Source organism: Hominenteromicrobium sp., assembly GCF_046974225.1.
GTDB classification, from domain to species: Bacteria; Bacillota; Clostridia; order Oscillospirales; family Acutalibacteraceae; genus Hominenteromicrobium; species Hominenteromicrobium mulieris.
The window spans coordinates 35,493-54,119 of record NZ_JBKWAE010000011.1 but is presented as its reverse complement, the minus strand read 5'-3'; the positions used below and the strand labels follow the sequence as shown (position 1 = coordinate 54,119).

The 18,627-nt window shown below is 52.5% G+C and carries 18 protein-coding genes; 13 read left to right on the top strand and 5 right to left on the bottom strand.

Annotated elements, in window-relative coordinates; translation table 11 throughout:
• Positions 1-53 precede the first annotated feature (53 nt).
• The 7 genes from ACLTX1_RS09250 (at position 54) to ACLTX1_RS09220 (ending at position 6,259) form a co-directional block, all read left to right on the top strand.
• Positions 54-827: a hypothetical protein gene (locus ACLTX1_RS09250; protein ID WP_412330824.1), complete on the top strand. Its 774-nt coding sequence runs from the start codon at positions 54-56 to the stop codon at positions 825-827.
• 153 nt (positions 828-980) lie between these two features.
• A complete protein-coding gene (locus ACLTX1_RS09245) occupies positions 981-2,228 on the top strand; it encodes a 5-bromo-4-chloroindolyl phosphate hydrolysis family protein (RefSeq protein ID WP_412330823.1) in 1,248 nt (415 codons plus the stop codon).
• 47 nt (positions 2,229-2,275) lie between these two features.
• Positions 2,276-3,430: a toxic anion resistance protein gene (locus ACLTX1_RS09240; protein ID WP_176819826.1), complete on the top strand. Its 1,155-nt coding sequence runs from the start codon at positions 2,276-2,278 to the stop codon at positions 3,428-3,430.
• 117 nt (positions 3,431-3,547) lie between these two features.
• Entirely contained in the window at positions 3,548-4,108 is a 561-nt protein-coding gene (locus ACLTX1_RS09235) for a LemA family protein (RefSeq protein WP_308449252.1), read from the top strand.
• Positions 4,109-4,140: 32 nt separating this feature from the next.
• Positions 4,141-5,106 carry a TPM domain-containing protein gene (locus tag ACLTX1_RS09230; RefSeq protein ID WP_412330822.1) on the top strand — a complete coding sequence of 322 codons (966 nt, stop codon included), beginning with the start codon at positions 4,141-4,143 and terminating at the stop codon, positions 5,104-5,106.
• Positions 5,103-5,771, top strand: a complete 669-nt coding sequence (locus tag ACLTX1_RS09225; protein ID WP_412330821.1) for an HAD hydrolase-like protein — start codon at positions 5,103-5,105, stop codon at positions 5,769-5,771. The genes ACLTX1_RS09230 and ACLTX1_RS09225 overlap by 4 nt, the downstream gene beginning before the upstream one ends.
• A gap of 83 nt (positions 5,772-5,854) precedes the next feature.
• Positions 5,855-6,259: a hypothetical protein gene (locus tag ACLTX1_RS09220; protein WP_412330820.1), complete on the top strand. Its 405-nt coding sequence runs from the start codon at positions 5,855-5,857 to the stop codon at positions 6,257-6,259.
• A gap of 249 nt (positions 6,260-6,508) precedes the next feature.
• Here ACLTX1_RS09220 and ACLTX1_RS09215 read toward each other — a convergent pair whose 3' ends face one another.
• Positions 6,509-7,876 (bottom strand): citrate/2-methylcitrate synthase, encoded by a 1,368-nt coding sequence (locus tag ACLTX1_RS09215; RefSeq protein WP_395507262.1) that lies wholly within the window; start codon positions 7,874-7,876, stop codon positions 6,509-6,511.
• Between the two features lie 217 nt (positions 7,877-8,093).
• Here ACLTX1_RS09215 and spoIIP point away from each other — a divergent pair, with 217 nt between their 5' ends.
• The 6 genes from spoIIP (at position 8,094) to ACLTX1_RS09185 (ending at position 14,267) form a co-directional block, all read left to right on the top strand.
• A complete protein-coding gene (gene spoIIP / locus ACLTX1_RS09210) occupies positions 8,094-9,206 on the top strand; it encodes a stage II sporulation protein P (RefSeq protein WP_412330819.1) in 1,113 nt (370 codons plus the stop codon).
• Positions 9,207-9,247: 41 nt separating this feature from the next.
• Positions 9,248-9,538, top strand: a complete 291-nt coding sequence (locus ACLTX1_RS09205; protein ID WP_176820623.1) for a hypothetical protein — start codon at positions 9,248-9,250, stop codon at positions 9,536-9,538.
• Between the two features lie 378 nt (positions 9,539-9,916).
• Positions 9,917-11,797, top strand: a complete 1,881-nt coding sequence (gene htpG, locus ACLTX1_RS09200; protein WP_308449257.1) for a molecular chaperone HtpG — start codon at positions 9,917-9,919, stop codon at positions 11,795-11,797.
• 27 nt (positions 11,798-11,824) lie between these two features.
• On the top strand, positions 11,825-12,571 hold the full coding sequence (locus ACLTX1_RS09195) for a hypothetical protein (protein WP_412330818.1): 747 nt from the start codon (positions 11,825-11,827) through the stop codon (positions 12,569-12,571).
• Between the two features lie 2 nt (positions 12,572-12,573).
• Positions 12,574-13,764, top strand: coding sequence for a type II CAAX prenyl endopeptidase Rce1 family protein (locus tag ACLTX1_RS09190; RefSeq protein ID WP_412330817.1), 1,191 nt, complete (start codon positions 12,574-12,576; stop codon positions 13,762-13,764).
• An 8-nt stretch (positions 13,765-13,772) separates the two neighbouring features.
• The gene (locus tag ACLTX1_RS09185) at positions 13,773-14,267 is read left to right on the top strand and encodes a nucleoside deaminase (RefSeq protein ID WP_308449260.1); all 495 of its coding nucleotides are present in this window, start codon (positions 13,773-13,775) and stop codon (positions 14,265-14,267) included.
• A 71-nt stretch (positions 14,268-14,338) separates the two neighbouring features.
• On the opposite strand, the gene ACLTX1_RS09180 is transcribed toward ACLTX1_RS09185, so the two are convergent.
• The 4 genes from ACLTX1_RS09180 to ACLTX1_RS09165 form a co-directional block, all read right to left on the bottom strand.
• The gene (locus ACLTX1_RS09180; protein ID WP_176820619.1) at positions 14,339-15,370 is read right to left on the bottom strand and encodes a sugar-transfer associated ATP-grasp domain-containing protein; all 1,032 of its coding nucleotides are present in this window, start codon (positions 15,368-15,370) and stop codon (positions 14,339-14,341) included.
• 201 nt (positions 15,371-15,571) lie between these two features.
• A complete protein-coding gene (locus tag ACLTX1_RS09175) occupies positions 15,572-16,831 on the bottom strand; it encodes an HlyC/CorC family transporter (RefSeq protein WP_412330816.1) in 1,260 nt (419 codons plus the stop codon).
• Between the two features lie 183 nt (positions 16,832-17,014).
• Positions 17,015-17,602, bottom strand: a complete 588-nt coding sequence (locus ACLTX1_RS09170) for a hypothetical protein (RefSeq protein ID WP_308449263.1) — start codon at positions 17,600-17,602, stop codon at positions 17,015-17,017.
• 41 nt (positions 17,603-17,643) lie between these two features.
• A complete protein-coding gene (locus ACLTX1_RS09165) occupies positions 17,644-18,402 on the bottom strand; it encodes a hypothetical protein (protein ID WP_308449264.1) in 759 nt (252 codons plus the stop codon).
• Positions 18,403-18,627 lie beyond the last annotated feature (225 nt).

Here is an 18,627-nt window from a genome sequence, read left to right as displayed (position 1 = left end):
ACTGTGAACAAAGCGACTGGAAACAGCACGTTTCGCATTTGGAGGTGGGAAGTATGGTGCGGCATCAGGCTGCGGAACGGGAGAAAAGCGTCTCGGTTTTGGCATCGCTGCTTCCGTTTTTATCGGTTTTATACAGTGAATTTATTTTTGCATATTTTGCGCATATGCCCATAACGCCTGTGAAGGTATGGATGGCGCTGGGACTTGGCGGCATCGCGCTGGCGCTTTCGCGCACGACGCCGTTAAAAGGGCTGAACTTTCTGCTTTTAACCGTGTGGACGGTGGGCCTTTGGGGCTTTACGTTCGTGCAGTTTTTATACCGGCAGATGTTCGGCGTCTGCATGGGACTGAAGGCCGGTATAAAAGGGCTGGAATTTTTAGCCGGGCTTGTGCAGATCATCGGGCAGAATTGGCTTTTTTCGCTTTTGATGATTGTGGTGCCGGTGCTGCATTTTACACTGACGCGCAGCCTTTTAAAGAGACGCGTGAGTGTACTGGGCAAGCTTACGGGTGCAAACTGGATGGCCCCGCTCGGCGCGTGGCTGCTTTCTGCAATCCTGATTTTCGCGGGCGTTGTGCTCGGTCTGCGCGGCACGGCGGGCGAGCCCTCCGACCGGCAGCTTCTAATGACGCGCTTTGACGCAGAGGCGTCATTACAATCCTTCGGCGCGGCACCGGAATTTTTGCTGGACGTAAAGTACAACGTGCTGCACATAGCGGGTGAAGAGACGATGGAATATTACCTTGTGCAGGACGGAAAAGATCCTGTGCAGGTAACGCCGACTCCTGAGTCGGCGACGCCGACCCCCGCGCCGGAGAATTCCTGAAAAAACTCTGAAATTCACCCGGAAGTTCTTGACCCGGGTTTCAGAAAAACGTACAATAATAGAGTAAAGTCGAATAAGTGGGTGTGTCCCGGCTTTGCCGGGACACACCACAGCAAAAATGGAGATTTATGAAGCATTACCGTTAGAAAGGCGGTGCCAAAAACGAACACACAAAATCCGAACGAACAAAACAGAAACGCGAATACGCCGAACGGCGCGAATTACACGAACCCGCTCCAAAACGAGTTTGAAAACTCCGCGACGTACCGCGTTATCCACAAGGTGGGCGACAAGGTGACGGAGAGCGTGAATAACCTCGATGGGGAGAAGATTTCCCGCGAGGTGCAGGGTGCGGTGAACGGCGTTGTAAACGAAGTGAGCCGTGTGGCGGAGACCGTAAACCGCAAGTTTAACACGAACGCGCGGACAAATTATCAGTCGCCGCAGGGGCAGAATCCGGACGGTACGTACCATTACTCCTACACGCAGACGGCGTACTCGAATTACAAGCGCCCGAATACAAACCCGAATCAGGCTCCGAGCAGCGCGCCCGGCGGACCGTATAATCCGCCGCGCGGCACAGCGCCGCGCAATACCGTTCCGCAGAACGGTGCGCCCGTGCAGCAGCCGAAAAAAGCGCCGCGCAAGCAGGACATGATCGAAAAGTACAAGCCCTCAAACGGCCGCTATTGGCTGACGGGCATCGTGTGTATGCTGTATGCGCTGAACGGCCCGCTTTACCGCTGGCAGGACCTCATCACGTTTGTTGTGGTGGGTGCGGCGGCGTTTTTCATCGGCGGCAAAATTTTCAAGGGCAAAAAGTATTATGTGCCGGCGGAATCCGTACAGCCGGAGAAAAAGCCCGAGCCCGAAAAGAAGCCGGAGCCGAAAGCGGAGCCGCAGAAAAAGGTCTCCACCGGCGATCCCGAGGTGGACAAGATCATTGAGGAAGGCTACAAATATCTGCATGAGCTGCGCGACGTGAACATCCGCATCCCGGACGAGGTGATGACAAAGCGCATCGACCGCATGGAAGTGGCTTCTGCCGATATTTTTGCATATATCGCGGAGCACCCCGAAAAAGCAGCGGAGATCCGCCGGTTTATGAACTACTATCTGCCGACAACGCTGAAGCTTCTGAACAGCTATGATAAGCTGAGCCGCCAGAGAGTGAAGGGCGAGAACATTCAAAAGACGATGTTTGAGATTGAAGGCATGATGGAGACGATCGCGGGCGCGTTTGAAAAGCAGCTGGATAGCCTGTTTGATGACGATGCGCTGGACATTGCGGCGGACATCAGCGTGATGGAATCCATTTTGAAGCAGGAGGGCCTTTCCGGCGAAGACATGAAAATGCCGGGCCTTGACCCGAACGACACAAGCAAAACACAGACAAAGTGATTTTTGACCGTGTGACGCACACGGTGAATATAAGGAGGACGAACAACATGAGCGACGTGAAATTGACCTTAGAGCCCGAGCTGGAGACCCCCGCACCCGGCATTCCCACCCTGACGCTGGACGGCGTGGAGGAAGAAAAACCCGTAGCCCCTGAGAAAAAAGAAGAGGAACAGCCCGAAGTGCAGCTTACGCCCGAAGAACAGAAGGTCGTAGACGACTTTGCGGAAAAAATTGACATTACAAGCTCTGCGCTCGTGATGCAGTATGGCTCCGGCGCACAGAAGAAAATTGCAAACTTCTCCGACACGGCGCTTGCAAATGTGCGCACGAAGGACCTCGGCGAAGTAGGCGATGAGATCGCGAACCTTGTTGTAGAGCTGAAAAGCTTTGATGCGGGCGAAGAAGAAAAGGGCTTCCTCGGCTTCTTTAAAAAGCAGGCAAACCGCCTCGATGGCATGAAGGCACGTTACGACAAGGCCGAAGTGAACGTGAATAAGATCGCGTCTTCCCTTGAGGGCCACCAGGTGCAGCTGATGAAGGACATCGTGATGCTCGATAAGCTGTACGAAACGAACCTTGCGTACCACAAAGAGCTTTCCATGTACATTCTGGCGGGCAAAAAGCGCCTGAAAAGAGAGCGCGAAACGACGCTGGAAGAGCTGAAAGCAAAGGCACAGCGCTCCGGCCTGCCGGAGGACGCGCAGGCGGCAAACGACTTTGCACAGCAGTGCGACAGCTTTGAAAAGAAGCTGCATGACCTCGAGCTGACCCGCATGGTTTCCGTGCAGATGTCGCCGCAAATTCGTCTTGTGCAGAACAACGACCGTTTGATGGCGGAGAAAATTCAGTCCACCATTGTGAACACCATTCCGCTTTGGAAGAGCCAGATGGTATTGGCGCTTGGTGTGGCGCACTCTGCAGATGCGGTGCGCGCACAGCGTGAAGTGACCGATATGACGAACGAGCTGCTGCGCAAGAACGCAGAGAAGCTGAAGATGAGTACCATTGAGACGGCGCGCGAATCCGAGCGCGGCATTGTTGACATGGAGACGCTGCGCCAGACAAACCAGTCGCTCATCTCGACACTCGATGAAGTTGTGAAAATTCAGGAAGAGGGCAAGACCCGCCGCCGCGAAGCGGAGCAGGAGCTCGGCCGTTTGGAAAACGAGCTGAAGCAGAAGCTTTTAGACATTCGCGCGTAAATAAAGAGAACACCGGCCGGGTTGTGCTTGCAGTGCTGCCCGGCTGTGCGTTTATAGACTTTAAATTTGCGTGCCATGAATTTGCATGTAGACAGAAAAAGCAGAAAGGAAATTTTTATGAAAAAGAAAAACGATGGCGTAAAAGCCGTGGGCCGTGTTTCGGCGGTCATTGCAATGGTGGTGTTAATTTTGGCGGCGATCCCAGTCGGCGCGTGTATATCTTTGTCGCGCGAGCGCAACAATGTGACGGCGGAATACTACGGCTCCGACGACGTGTACGGCGTTTTGGATCAGGTCTCGATGATGGTTTCCGAAGCATCGAATCTGGTGACGATCGCGGAAAAATACAGCGAGACGGACTTGACGCTTGTAGATGCCGTGCGCACGGCGCAGAACGCGGTGAAAAAGGCCGAGCGCCCGGCGGACAAGTACGCGGCTTTAAACGACCTGACGACGGCGGTGAAGGCGATGTATCGCCAGATCAAGAATATCGATATGAACGAGGAGGACGCAACGTACCGCGAATCGCTGATGTCGAACTACAATTCCGACTTGGATTATCTGATGCGCGACGATTACAACGATAAAGCCGCCGCATTCAACGATGCGCTGCACAACTCGCCTGCGTATGCACTGGCGAAGCTGGTGGGCATCGGCGACGTGGAGCTGTTCGCGTAAAAGTTTGAAACGGACAGGGAAAGGAAATGCTTATGACAAAGACCGTACATCCTGTTTTGAAAAAGACGGGCGCTGTGCTGCTTACGGTGCTGGTGCTCGTACTTATGGCGGTGCCGGCGTTTGCCGTGGCGTTGCCGGATGCCCCGACGGGCTATGTGTATGACGGCGCGAATGTGCTTTCGTCCTCGACGGAAAGCTATATTGAGCGCACGGGCAGCGCGCTTGCCGAAGCCTGCGGCGCGGAGGTCGTGGTGGCGACCGTGGATTTCACCGACGGCGAGGACATTGCCGATTATGCGTATGACCTCTTTAACAAGTGGGGCATCGGTGACAAGAGAGCGAATAACGGTCTCTTGATTCTGCTTTCCGTCGGTGCGGAGGATTATTACGCCGAGCCGGGCGTGGGGCTGACCGATGTTTTTACCGGCGGCGTGCTGGACGCGATGCTGTATGACTACCTTGAGGACGATTTTGCCGCGAAAGAGTACGACAGCGGCGTGAAAAAGGTCTACGCCCGCGCGGTGGAGATTTTGGAAGACCACTACAATGTCTCGTATTCCACGGGTACGACAAACAACGCGAATGCGAACAGCAATTATAATTATGCGAATAATAATACATCCGGCGGAATTTTATACGGATTCCAGCGCTTCTTCTCGCGGGTCTGGCGGTTCTTCTTTGTGGTTCTGTTCGTCATTTTGATTATTGCGCTGAGCGTGCTGCGTCCGCGCAGACGGTATTACCGCAGAGGTTGGGGCGTGCCGCCCCCGCCGCCTCCGATGGGCGGCTTCTGGCGCGGACCCCGTCCGCCGCGCGGCCCGGGCGGTCCCGGATTCGGCGGCCCGAGACCGGGTGGATTTAGCGGCTCGCGTCCCTCGGGCGGTCCCCGTCCCGGTGGCGGACGCTCCGGCGGTTTTGGCAGCGGCCGTTCGGGCGGCGGTGCGCCGCGCGCAGGCGGAGGCTCCACGCATGGCGGAGGTGCAGGCAGAAGAAGATGAGTATTTGGGTTTTGTTTGATTTAGACGGCACCCTTGTCGATAACAGCGAGGGCATCACGAAAAGCACGCAGTTTGCGCTCGACAGCTACGGCTATCCGAACCAGCCGATGGAGACACTGAAAAAGTTCATCGGCCCGCCGCTGCATGAATCGTTTATGGAATTCTACGGCTTTTCCAAAGAGCAGGCGTTTGAGGCGGTAGACCGCTACCGCGTGCGCTACAAAGAAAAAGGCGTGTACGAAAACCGCTTGTACCCCGGCATGAAAGAACTGTTGGAGGCGCTGAAAAGCGCAGGTGTGAAATTGAGTGTTTCCACCTCAAAGCCGACGGTGTTCACGGAGAAGATCTTGAAGCAAAACGGGATCTTTGAGCTGTTCGACCAGATTGTCGGCGCGAATCTCGATGGCTCCATGACGGATAAGACCGAAGTGATGCAGGAGGCCATGCGCCGCGCGGGCGGAAAAGAAAACAATACGTTTTTCATGGTCGGCGACCGAAGCTTTGATATGATCGGCGCGAAAAATTGCGGCGTGCCGGGCATTGGCGTGTACTTCGGCTTTGCGGAACCCGGCGAGCTGGAAGAAGCGGGCGCGGATTACACCGTGGAGACCACGAAAGAACTGAAAACATTGCTGATGAAGCTTGTGACGGAAGCCGAGAATTGAAATCCGTTGACACTCCGTTCGTTTTTGATAGAATGTAGTTAAGAAGAATAAAATGACTTTGCGGGGAAGAAAATTACCGCACGGTGCTCATTCTGCAGCTGAATAATGTGTCCGTTACGAAAGACGATGAGATCACCGTGGCCGTGAACGACTATCTCAATCCTTTCAGCCCGCAAGATGGCGTGGAGTACACGCGGAAAACGTCCGATGATTTGTGGGGCGGTGAACATGCGGTGACGGTCATGCCGAAAGACCTGCAAACGGAGGTGCTGCTTGGCAGTGAGCTGAAAAACGGCGCGAATAGCCGCTTGATCTGCATGAGCTTTCCGTCCTCCGGCAACGCGGAAAGAGAAAGTGAGATGCCGGAATATGTCGTCACGGTGATGAGCTCGCCGCAGACGGTGACGGTTCCCGTTTGGGTGGTTATACCGGCGGGTCTGGTGATTGCTTTAATCGTAGTTTTTGTAAGAAAAAAGCGCGCAGCTTGAGGGCTGTGCGCTTTAATACTATGTTCTATTTTGAAGAACTCGCGCGGCGAGTTCTTCAAGAAACCCCTTGATAGGGTTTCTTACGGCGGAAACGTCCACTGGAAGTTTCCGCCTATCTTCCTGATTTATGGTAGGCAAAAGGGTTTCGTTTTCTGCGGAAAGCGACCAAAGGCTTTGCCTTTGGAAACCACCACCTTTGAAAAGGTGGACGAAATTTTATTCGTCGCTTCGCTATGGTTGCCGGGAGATTTAGGTTTCGCTTTCCATACCCGGAAACGCGCGCTCGGGGTGGATGGCTTTATACGCCGGGCGGATGATTTTACCGGCATTGATGAGCTCTTCGATGCGGTGGGCGCTCCAGCCGGCGATCCTGGCGCAGGCGAAAATGGGTGTATACAGCTCCATCGGCAAATCGAGCATGCTGTAAATGAAGCCGCTGTAAAAGTCTACGTTTGCGGAGACGCCTTTATAGATGCGGCGCTTTTCGGCGATGACCTGCGGCGCGAGCCGTGCGACGCGCATGTATAGTCCGTACTCGTCCTCACGGCCTTTTTCTTTGGAAAGGCCCTCTGCAAAGCGCTCCATGATGCGTGCTCTGGGGTCGGAGACGGAATACACGGCGTGGCCCATGCCGTAGATGAGCCCGGCGTTATCGAATGCTTTTTTATCAAGCAGGCGGGTGAGGTAATCGCAGATTTCATTCTCGTTCGTCCAGTCTTTGACCTGCTCCTTCATGTCACGAAACATGCGTACGACCTTGATGTTCGCGCCGCCGTGCTTTGGGCCTTTTAAAGAGCCGAGTGCTGCGGCAATGGCGGAATACGTATCCGTGCCGGAGGACGACACGACATGTGTTGTGAACGTGGAGTTGTTGCCGCCGCCGTGCTCTGCGTGCAGCATAAGCGCGATGTCGAGCACCTTGGCTTCCAGCGGGGTGAACTGTTTATCGGAACGCAGAATACGCAGAATATTTTCGGCGGTGGTAAGCTCCGGCTTCGGCTGGTGAATGTAAAGGCTTTTGCCGTCGTGATAGTGGCGATACGCCTGATAGCCGTAGACGGAAAGAAGCGGAAAAATGGCGATGAGCTGAATGCACTGGCGCAGCACGTTCGGGATGGAGATGTCGTCCGGGGCGTCGTCATAGGAATACATCGTCAGCACGCTGCGGGCGAGGGTGTTCATCATGTCGCCGCTCGGCGCTTTCATGATGATGTCGCGCACGAAATTTGTGGGTAATGTGCGGTAGAACGAAAGCTGTTTGATGAACCCGTCAAGCTGTTCTTTATTCGGCAGTTCGCCGAAAAGGAGCAGGTAGGCGGTCACTTCAAAGCCGAAGCTGTGGTCGCTCGGCATGCTGCGGACAAGATCTTCAATGCTGTAACCGCGGTAGAAAAGCTGCCCTTCGCAGGGAATTTTCACGCCGTTTTCCATGCGGCTGGAGCGGATCTCCGAAATATCGGTAAGGCCGGTCAGAACGCCGTTGCCGTTAATGTCGCGCAGGCCGCGCTTTACGTCGTACTTTGCATAGAGCTCCGGGTCAATCTTACCGTTTTTCACGCAAAGATTGGCGAGGGCTTCCATTTCGGGGGTGATTTCTGAGTATACGGATCTTGCCATGCAGTCCATCCTTTCTTCGTTTCCCGTTTGGGGTTCTGCGAGTTTTTTAAAATCGTTCAAAACTAGGAATGATATATTTTATTATAGCATATTGGTGCTGTGTGAAAATGTCGAATTTGTGAATTTTCCGCGTCAGAACCGTGTACATGTGCATAATTTTGTATGCCGTATCATAAGCATGATAAGACGGATATGCCACACAAATGGAGGCAGTGCGATGCGAAAGGAACGGATCGGAAAAATCGGATACAGAATTTGCGCGGTGCTGGCGGCGGCCGTGTCACTTTGGTGCATGGGGGATAATTTATGGCCGGTTGTAAAGGAAAACGGCGCGGCGTGGGCGCTTAGGGCGGCGGGCTTACAGGCGGCAACAAGCCAAGAAGTGCCGCAAGCGGAAGCATCGCCTGCGCCCCAAAAGGAGGCCGTAAAAGAAACGGAGCCGGAAGCAACATCGCTCCCCACGGCGACACCTGTGCCCGTACAGGAGGAAACAGACACGGAGCTGCCCGTACTGCCGGCGCCGACACCTGACCCCGAGCGTGAAACGGCAGCGGTCGCCGCGACCTTTATGGGCGGAGGAGAAGAGATAAACGGCTTTTTTGTGAAGGATACTTCGGACTCGGGGCTTGATTTATCGGAAGAAATTTTAATTGACCCCGATGTGCACGTGAAGCGCGACGGCTCGCCGGTGGTGCTGTTTTACTCCACGCATACGTCAGAAGCGTACTTGCAGTATGAATCGGACTGGTATTACCGCGACGAGAGCTTTCGCACGGAGGAAGAAGAAAAAAGCGTTGTGGCGGTGGCAAAAAGGGCGAAAGACGTGATAGAAGCAGGCGGGTTCGGCGTGATCCACGACACGACAAGGTTTGACGAGACGTATTCCGGCAGCTACCAGCGCTCAATGGATGCGATGCAGGAAAATTTGCTGAAATACCCCACGATACAGATCACCGTGGATGTGCACAGAGACGCGTTCGGTGAGGAGGACGACGGCACACGGTATAAGCCCGTGGCGGAGGTAAACGGGGAGAATGCCGCACAGATCATGATCATGGCGGGGTGTGACCTTTCGGAAGACCCGCTGTTCCCGGATTGGCGGGAAAACCTGCATTTGGCCTTGCGCTTGCAGCAAAAAGGCGATTTATTATATCCGGGGCTGTTTCGACCGCTGTTTTTCGCGCAGAGAAACTACAATATGCACGCCACGCACGGCTCGCTTTTGGTGGAGGTCGGCACGGAGGTGAATACGCAAAGGGAGGCGGACTACGCCGGGGAGCTGCTGGGCGAGACGATTCTGGCGGTTTTAAACGACATAGCGGAGGAATAGCGGAAAACGGACGGGGCATACTGCATGCGGAGGTGTTTTGCATGCGCAAATGTGTGTGTTCCCGCGCGTTTTTGATGTCGTTTTTCTGCACCGTGCTGGTGCTGCTGTTTGTGTTCGGTATGCTGATGGTGGACGCCGAGGGAAGACGGTTGAGCTTTAATGACAACGCCCCGCCGGCGGAAATGCTGTATCAGGCGGACGGTAAGGCGTTTTTGAAAATCAACGCGTTTGAGCTGGACGCGAGAATCCCCGTGACCGGGGCAGTGAAGGTGTGGCGGTTCTTTGAAAAGTTCTTTTGTTTGCCGCAGAGTTCTAACGGCGAGCATGGTTAAAAGTCTTTAGTCAAGTTTTCTTCGAGAAAACTTGAAAGCGAACATAAGCGTTCGCTTGGATTCATCAAGGCAGAGCCTTGAGTCGCCATTCGCAAATGGCGAAATCCTTTTGCCTACCCAAAGATCAGGAAAATAGAAAAATCGTCCGGTGGACGATTTTTCGTAAGAAACCCTATCAAGGGGTTCCTTAAAAGGCGGCATTGCCGCCTTTAGAAAAAATAATCCATGCGAAATTTAAATTTAAACCGTTCTTTTTTTTAACCAAATTAAAATTGTTCGTGATTTTTTAACAAATATATAGTATAGTTGTTAGAAAGAGAATGCGGGCGGATGAATGCGCGATTTTGATGCCCAAAATGAAAAAGAGGTAGAATTTGCATGGCAAAAAAACAGTTTAAAGCGGAGTCTAAAAGACTTCTTGATCTCATGATCAATTCTATTTATACCCATAAGGAGATTTTTCTGCGCGAGCTGATCTCCAACGCGAGCGACGCGATCGATAAGCTTTACTATAAATCCCTGGCGGACGGCGCTACGGGACTCAATCGTGACGACTTCCAGATCTTCCTTGCGGCGGATAAGGACAGCCGCACGCTGCGTATCCGCGATAACGGCATCGGCATGACGCAGGAGGAGCTTGACCAGAACCTCGGCGTCATCGCAAAGAGCGGCTCGCTGAAATTCAAGTCTGAAAACGAAAAGAACGAGGATATCGACATCATCGGTCAGTTCGGTGTGGGCTTCTATTCTGCGTTTATGGTCAGCGACCACGTGCGCGTGGAATCCAAGGCGTACGGCGCAGAGCAGGCGTATTGCTGGGAGTCCGACGGCGCGGACGGCTATACCATCCGCGAGTGCGAAAAGGCCGACCACGGCACCGAGATCATTTTGCATATCAAAGAGGACACCGAGGAAGAAAAGTACAGCGAGTTCCTCGATACATACCGCATTCGTTCGCTCGTGAAGAAGTATTCCGATTATATCCGCTACCCCATCCGCATGGAGGTCGAAAAGACCCGTGCGAAGGAGGGTGCGGAGAACGAATATGAGCACTACTTTGAGGTGGAGACCCTCAACAGCATGGTGCCGCTGTGGAAGAAGAATAAAAACGAGATCACGGCAGAAGAATACAACAGCTTCTATAAGGAGAAGTTCTACGATTGGCAGGACCCGCTGAAGGTTATCCATACCTCCGCAGAGGGTACGGCGACGTATAACGCACTGCTGTTTATCCCTGCAAAAGCGCCGATGGATTATTATTCGAGAGACTACGAAAAGGGTTTGCAGCTGTATGCTTCCGGCGTACTCATTATGGAAAAGTGCGCAGACCTGCTGCCGGATTACTTCGGCTTTGTGAAGGGCCTTGTCGATTCGCAGGATCTGTCGCTGAATATCTCCCGTGAAATGTTGCAGCACGACCGTCAGTTAAAACTTATCGCGACGCGCATTGAGAAGAAGATTGCGTCGGAGCTTAAATCCATGCTGGAGCACGACAGAGAGAACTACGAGAAGTTCTTTGAGAGCTTCGGCCTCAGACTCAAATTCGGCATGTACGAGAACTACGGCATCAACAAGGATAAGCTCAAGGATCTTGTGCTGTTCCGCTCCTCCACGGGCAAGATGCGCACGCTGAAAGAGTACGTTCAGGACATGAAGGAAGACCAGACCTGCATTTACTACGCGGCGGGCGAGACCCCGGAGCGCATTGCGCATCTGCCGCAGACCGAAGCCGTGCTTGACCGCGGCTACGAGGTGCTGTACCTTACGGACGATGTGGACGAGTTCGCGCTGATGGTGTTGCAGGAGTACGAAGGCAAGAGCTTCAAGAACGTTGCGGCGGAAGACGCACGCGTGCAGACCGAAGAAGAAAAGCAGGCTGCCGAAAAGCAGGCGGAGGAAAACAAGGCTCTGCTTGAGAAGATGAAGACGATTCTCGGCGAGCGCGTAAAGGACGTGCGCGTTTCGACGACACTTAAAAATCACCCCGTGTGCATCACGACGGACGGCGCGATCTCCATGGAGATGGAGAAGGTGTTAAATTCCATGCCGGGTGCGGAGCAGAAAGTGAAGGCCGAGCAGATATTTGAGCTCAACACCGAGCACCCGGTGTTTGAGGTGCTGCGCCGCTTTGAAAATGACGAAGACAAGCTGAAAAAGTACACCGAAGTGCTGTACGATCAGGCGCTGCTTATTGAGGGACGCTCCATTGAAGACCCGGTCGCTTACGCAAATAACGTCGCAGAGCTGCTTGCACAGTAAAAAATATCCCCATTAGGAGGACGGGCTATGAAGCCGAAAAGAAAACGGGACTTTACCGGCATGTTCATCATGGCGGTGCTGCTGAGCTTTATCCTGCCGCTTGGCTACCTTGTAGTACGTATTGTGTCGCACGACGGCGGGACGGAGGAAGTGCGCAGCCGCGAAGATTATGTGCTGATGCTTTTGCAGTGCCTTTTGGGCATTGCCGCCATTGTGCTGCCGCTGCGGCTCATTCGGCAGAAAACGCTGCAGATTCCGCGCGTGATGCTGGTTTTGTACATTGCGTTTTTGTACTGCGCGATCTTCCTCGGCGAGGTGCGAAGCTTTTACTACGCCGTACCGCACTGGGACACAATTCTGCACACGATGAGCGGCGCAATGCTGGGTGCGCTTGGCTTTTCCATGATTGCGATTTTCAATAATGCGGAGCGCATACCGTTGAATCTTTCGCCGGTGTTCATCGCTGTGTTTGCGTTTTGCTTTGCGCTTGCGCTGGGCGCGGTGTGGGAAATTTATGAATTCACGATGGATTCCGTTTTCGGCACCAACATGCAGAAATATATGCTGGATAACGGCACGGCGCTTATTGGGCAGGCAGCCTTGCAGGACACGATGAAGGACATCATCGTGGACGCCATCGGCGCACTGGTGATGAGCACCGTCGGCTACATTTCCCTCAAGTACAAAAAGGGCTGGGTGGAAAAGCTGACGATCCGTTTTCACGTGAAAAAGCCCGAAAAAAACGGGAAAACCAAAAAGGGAAAGGATGAATGAGCATGAACGATAACCGGAACTACACGCCCGCTGGGCAGCCGGTGACGCAGCCGCTTTATAACGGGCAGCCGGTGTATACCGCGCCGCAGAATCCCGCGCCGGTGCAGAACCCGACGCCGGTGTATACATATCCGCCGCAGGGCGGTAACGGCGCGCCCGTTTATGCACAGCCGGTGCAACAGCCCGTATATTACGCACCCGTACAGCCGCCGAAGTGGGCGGACCCCGCGCGTTTGGAGCAAAAGGAGCTGCGCCGCGCGGCCTCCCGCCTTTCGTTTGCGACCATGACCTCTTTGCCGATACAGGTTTTGTGGACGACGCTTGCAACGCTGATTTTAACGGTGTGCGGCGTGAATTTTATGGGGCCGAACACCATTGGCGGCTTTCCGCCGACGGCGTATTACCTTATTTCGTCCATTGCATCGTTCTTATCCATTGTGTTGCCGTTCTCGTTTTTTCTGTTCTTTGGGAAAAGAAAGCTCTCGGACACGGTGCTTGTGGAGAAAAACGGTGTGCTGAACAGTGTTTTGCTCGTCTTTGCGGGCCTTGCCGTCAGCGTTTTGATGAACATTCCCGCAAACCTCATCTCGCAGCTTTTGGAGGGCGCGGGGCTGAACGGCGACGCAAACACGGCAGACCTTTTGGCGCTGACGCCTGTGCAGGCGTTGACGATGTTCGTTTCGGTCGTGCTCGTCGCGCCGGTGACGGAGGAATTTGCGTTTCGCAGCGTGACGACGGCTGTCATGCGCCGCTGGGGTGACTGGCCTGCGGTGATCTTCTCCGCACTGATCTTCGGCATGGCGCATTACAGCATTCAGTCCTTGCCCGTGGTGCTTATGGCGGGCTTTGTAATGGCGCTTTTGTATGTGCGTACCCGCAACATTTGGGTGAACATTTTCGTGCACATGCTCAATAACCTGCTTGCGACGCTGCCCATCGCCCTTGAGGGGCTTGTGGGCGCGGATGCGGCGAATATCGCGAGCAATTTGCTGACGTATATCGTGTACGGCTTGGGGCTGATTGCGCTTGTGGTGCTGCTTATCCGCAATTTCACCGGTCATAAGGTGTTCCGCACGCCCATGCAGCGCGGCGTCCCGGTACGCGGGAAGGCGTTGTGGATGTTCGTGAATCCCGGTTTCATCTGCTACTATGTGCTGTTTGTTGTAATGTGTATCGTGACGCTGTATTCGTAAGGGGACATATGCCGTATAATGCCATGAAAAACCGCGCGTTTGTGCCGGAGGAAAAGTTCATGCGCGAGGCGCTTTCGCTTGCGGAAGAAGCCTTTTCGGCAGGTGAAGTGCCGGTGGGCGCCGTTGTTGTGAAGGACGGCAAAGTCATCGGGCGTGGGCGGAATCGGCGAGAAGAGCATCAGAGTGTGCTTGGCCATGCGGAGCTGGAAGCGATGGAACAGGCGGCAAAAGTGCTCGGCTCCTGGCGGTTGACCGGCTGTACGCTGTATGTGACGCTGGAACCGTGTCCCATGTGTGCGGGCGCGACGGTAAACGCCCGCGTGGACCGCATCGTGTTCGGCACGGAAGACGAAGCTATGGGTGCGTGCGGCACGGCTGTGTCGGTGACGTCGCTCAAAAATGCCTTTAAACCCGAATTATACCGCGGATTGCTGTGTGAAGAATGCACGGCAATCCTGCGCCGGTTCTTCAAAGCCAGACGCGCGGAACGAACCGAAAAATAAAAGACCCGCATTGCAAACGGAATTTCCGGCTGCAATGCGGGTTTCTGCGTATGATTTTAAAATTATGTAAACTAAAACTCCGGGATGATGGAGCGGACGAGGGGGCGGAGGCCGGTGCCGGGGTTCTCCTGCTGGTGGTAGATCTGCCCGTCGTAGGCGGGGAGGTTGTTGCCCTCCACCAAAACGGGACCGGTGGGGGTGATGCCCACGTCCCAGCCGACGTACCGCATGTCGGGGCGGACCTTCGCGGCTTTTTTGCACAGCGCAATCGCTTCATCAAAATATGGTACGCGGAAGTTTATGAATGGCGTGCAGGTATCGGGGTGCATGTCGAAATACATGCCGGTTTTATCGGACATAGCGGGGCGGCGGATGACACCGTCGTCGCAGATGAGCGCGTTGAGCCCGCCGCTTGTGGTGTTATCTACAAATGAGCCGTGGCGGCCCGTGCGCACAAAGCTGTACAGCACATGCACGTCGCCTTTGTCATCTGTTAAGGTGCAGACGCGCAGGGTGTTGAGCGAATACGGATACAGCGCGCTCATTTCCGGGTGCTGCTGTAAGGCTTCTTCCACGAGCAGTAAGCCGTTTTGCACCCAGTTTTCGCGCAGCCTTTTCACGGCCTCTCGGTCGTTTAAATCGGTCCCGGCGCTGTCAAAGCGTTTGACCCCCAGACCGCCGAAGCTTTCCGGCTCTTTTAAAAACACCACGGGGTGGTGGCGCAGAAAATCGGCAAGCGCGTCCTCACCGGCTTCATTGAGGTCTAAAAACGACCGTCCGAGGTACGGCGCAAACGTGCGGCAGAACAGCAGCTTGTTTTCAAAATAGGGGCGGTCTTCAGGGCTGTTTACCATACGGGTCAAGCGCCAGTTATCCTGCATGGTGAAGAATGTGTTTCTCGCCTTTGCGCCGTGGATGTGCGCAAAACCGAAAATGTGGTAATCGTAAAATCCTACGTTATACCGCAAAATGCAGTACAGCATATCCGCCATGATGACGGGTGTGGGCGTTTTGGTCTCTTTTTTGACGTCGCGAACATACACCATCATGCGCTTTGCGTCAAAACCGCGAATGCGGCGCAGTAAAAGCTCCAGCTTTAGCATTTCTTAAAATCTCCTTACGAAATTCTTACAATTTTAAATAAAATATGAGAAAGATTTTTGTCGATTTTATTATAGCATAAACCTGTTTAAAAGGAAAGAAAAAGATTTGCAAATTATTTTGGCGGATGCTTTTGCAAAGCGAAAACCCCGCTGCGTTAAACAGCGGGGCGCAATTAGGAATGATTTATGAATTATAGAATTTTATGCTTCTTCGGACTCTTCCTTTTTCGGGGACACAGTGATGCGCACGCGGGTGGCACGCTGGTACTCTGTTTCTTCTACAACGACATGCAGGTTTTCAAAATCAAAGCAGTCGCCCTTTTCGGGGATGCGATCGAGCTGCTCGATGACCCAACCGTTGATGGTGGAGGCTTCGGAATCGGACTTCAAATGGAAGTATTCAAGAAGGTCGTCAAGGTTGGTGGAGCAATCGACAAGGTATTCGTTGTCGCTGACCTTTTGAAACGCTTCCACCACTTCGTCGTGTTCGTCCCAGATCTCGCCGACAAGCTCTTCGATGATGTCTTCCAGCGTGACGATGCCCTCGGTGCCGCCGAACTCATCCACGATGACGGCAAGGTGCGATTTGTTCTGCTGCAAAAGCTTTAAAAGCGCGGAAATTTTCATCGAAGGCGGGATGAACTCCACGGGCTTGATGATCTGCTTCACCGCGTTGCCGTCGCGCAGCACGAGGTTATGGAAATCTTTCTCATTGATAATGCCGACGATGCTGTCAATCGTCTCCTCATACACCGGCAGGCGCGAAAAGCCTGTTTCCGTAAAGAGGTCGGCGACTTCCTGCACGGTGCTCGTCTTATCCACGGCTTCCACGTCTACGCGCGGCGTCATGATATCGATGGCTTCAAGGTCGTCGAACTCGATGACGTTGTGGATAAGCTCGCTTTCGTTTTCGTTGATACCGCCGTCGTGCTCGGCTTCCTCCACGATGGTGAGCAGTTCGCTTTCCGAAATGGTACGGTCGTTAGAGACCTTTACGAATTTTTTCACCAGCTTTTTGATGCCCACAAGACATACGTTAATGGGCTTGAAGACGTAAATGAGCACGTTGATGATGGGCGCGGAAAACATAGCGAACGCTTCCGGGGCCTCTTTTGCGATGCTTTTCGGCGTGACCTCGCCGAAAATGAGCACGATGATCGTCATGGCGATGGTGGAAACGGTGGGACCGTTGTCGCCGAATGCTTTGATAAACAAAACGGTGGCGAGAGAAGACGCACTGATGTTGACGATGTTGTTTCCCACCAGAACGGAAGAGATGAGCTCGTCGTAATTATCCACGAGCTTATAGGCGAGCTTTGCGCGCTTGTTGCCGTTATCGGTCAAGTTTTTGAGCCGGATACGGTTGAGCGACGAAAACGCCGTTTCCGTGGCGGAGAAATAGGCGGACAAAACGATCAGAACGATCAACGCTATGATCAACCCTGTACTGTGACTGTCCATCTGAGAAAAAATAACCTGTCTTTCCTACAAAAAATTTGCCGCAGCCATATGCCGCTTGGCATGTATGATAATATCGTATATTACCACAATACGCGAAAAAAAGCAAATCGAAAACCTGTAAATTTTTTGAAAACGCAAAAAGCGCAGGAGCTTTTCAAAACTTCCGCGCCTTTTTACAGAGCTTTATGAAATTTGTGCACGCTCTTTCGGCAAAAACGTGAGCTTTACGCGCGCCGAGCCGTTTTCGTTCGGATAGTAATAAAGGTAAAGCAGCGACTCGTTTTTACCGAGACCGCGCCACTGGTATTGTAAGGCGCAGACATTTTCGCCGCCTGCATCTTTTTGCAGCGCCGCAAAAAGCGTATCGGTATCGTCTTCGGCGGAAACGCCGTCCATGTTCACGTCGGTCGTGAACGGTCCGCCGAGCGCTTTTTCAAGCTCATCATAGCAGGTGCGCATGTATGAAAAGCCGTCATCATTCGGCGTGCACGGTACGGTGAGCTCTGCGTAGTTGAGCTTGCCGGCGGAGGTTTCATCGCCGCGGTATGCATCAAACGAGAGCTGCACATCGGCGGTTTTGCCGTAAACGTCAACGGTATAATCGGAGAGCGCCTGTTCGGTAGTACCGAGCGTTTTCAGCGCATCGGTTTTCCCCTGTCCCACAGAGCCGATAAACGTTTCGGGGAATGAGGCTTTCGAGCCGGTTGAGCACCCGACAAGGCATGTAAACATCGCCAAAAGGCAGAACATGATCGCAAATTGCTTTTTCATTGTCTTAACCACTCACTTGTTATGATTAAATATTATTGAGATTATGAAAATATATAGTGGTCATATAATTGCCGTCCACCAACATTTACATAGAGGATTACTTCCATACCACCATTTGCATTGATGGGAACAATATATTGATTTGTGGGCATTTCGTCGGTTTTCGAATACATTGTATTTTTTGAAGGAGCATATCGAGTAAAATCAATTACTTTGTGCTGATCTTCTTTTAGAAGTTTATAGGAAGATGAGCTTTTTTGATATAAATCACCATATCCGCTAAACCAGAGGCGAATAGAACTGGGTGCCGTTCCAGCATCAGCTTTGTATGTGAAATATGAGCCAATCATGTGGTAATACCAACGATCCGAAATTTCAAGGTTATACACGCATGTATAACTAACTTTAATTCCCTCTTGATTGAACGGCTGTGTGTATCCGTCCACGGGTTGAATAGGAGGATTTAAAAGTTCGGCGACGGAATTGTTTTTGAAAGAATTACCATCTTCGTCAGTTGAAATTTCAAAGACACTGGTTAATGTTTTTTTGGTGCCTTCTGTGTTTTGAATACGGAGAGCGGATGAATTGCTATCTTGTTCAATCCAGATGACAGAGTCATCTTTGATTTCGACATCACAATCTTCAATGAATTTGTAAATAGATTCAGGTAAGGTTTGAGCGGAAAATGTTTGAACTTTTTCTAGAGACGCCGAAGTGGAGAAAGTGGGTTCGCTTGCATATACGAATACGCTAGATAAAAGCAAAAGCATAGAAATGACTGTTGAGACCAATTTCTTCATGAGAAACTCCTTTCATCTAAATAAACTTTAGAATAAATTGCAAATAATTACACAGCATTTTTAATACTCAAATGTACAAATACGCATTAGAGTTTGTAAGGCGAAATTTAAAGAAGACTTTAAATGTGCATCGGAAGCACCTCAATTTAAAATAAGTTATTTGTACAAGTCAACATTAACATATATACAGCTAAATGTCAATATTATTTAGAATAAGTATTAGAA

Coding starts and splice junctions, on each gene's coding strand:
- ACLTX1_RS09185 (WP_308449260.1), top strand. CDS start 13,773: ATGCCGTATAATGCCATGAAAAACCGCGCGTTTGTGCCGGAGGAAAAG.
- ACLTX1_RS09215 (WP_395507262.1), bottom strand. CDS start 7,876: ATGGCAAGATCCGTATACTCAGAAATCACCCCCGAAATGGAAGCCCTC.
- ACLTX1_RS09230 (WP_412330822.1), top strand. CDS start 4,141: ATGACAAAGACCGTACATCCTGTTTTGAAAAAGACGGGCGCTGTGCTG.
- ACLTX1_RS09240 (WP_176819826.1), top strand. CDS start 2,276: ATGAGCGACGTGAAATTGACCTTAGAGCCCGAGCTGGAGACCCCCGCA.
- ACLTX1_RS09190 (WP_412330817.1), top strand. CDS start 12,574: ATGAACGATAACCGGAACTACACGCCCGCTGGGCAGCCGGTGACGCAG.
- ACLTX1_RS09205 (WP_176820623.1), top strand. CDS start 9,248: ATGCGCAAATGTGTGTGTTCCCGCGCGTTTTTGATGTCGTTTTTCTGC.
- ACLTX1_RS09225 (WP_412330821.1), top strand. CDS start 5,103: ATGAGTATTTGGGTTTTGTTTGATTTAGACGGCACCCTTGTCGATAAC.
- ACLTX1_RS09165 (WP_308449264.1), bottom strand. CDS start 18,402: ATGAAGAAATTGGTCTCAACAGTCATTTCTATGCTTTTGCTTTTATCT.
- ACLTX1_RS09195 (WP_412330818.1), top strand. CDS start 11,825: ATGAAGCCGAAAAGAAAACGGGACTTTACCGGCATGTTCATCATGGCG.
- htpG (WP_308449257.1), top strand. CDS start 9,917: ATGGCAAAAAAACAGTTTAAAGCGGAGTCTAAAAGACTTCTTGATCTC.
- ACLTX1_RS09180 (WP_176820619.1), bottom strand. CDS start 15,370: ATGCTAAAGCTGGAGCTTTTACTGCGCCGCATTCGCGGTTTTGACGCA.
- ACLTX1_RS09175 (WP_412330816.1), bottom strand. CDS start 16,831: ATGGACAGTCACAGTACAGGGTTGATCATAGCGTTGATCGTTCTGATC.
- ACLTX1_RS09250 (WP_412330824.1), top strand. CDS start 54: ATGGTGCGGCATCAGGCTGCGGAACGGGAGAAAAGCGTCTCGGTTTTG.
- ACLTX1_RS09235 (WP_308449252.1), top strand. CDS start 3,548: ATGAAAAAGAAAAACGATGGCGTAAAAGCCGTGGGCCGTGTTTCGGCG.
- spoIIP (WP_412330819.1), top strand. CDS start 8,094: ATGCGAAAGGAACGGATCGGAAAAATCGGATACAGAATTTGCGCGGTG.
- ACLTX1_RS09170 (WP_308449263.1), bottom strand. CDS start 17,602: ATGAAAAAGCAATTTGCGATCATGTTCTGCCTTTTGGCGATGTTTACA.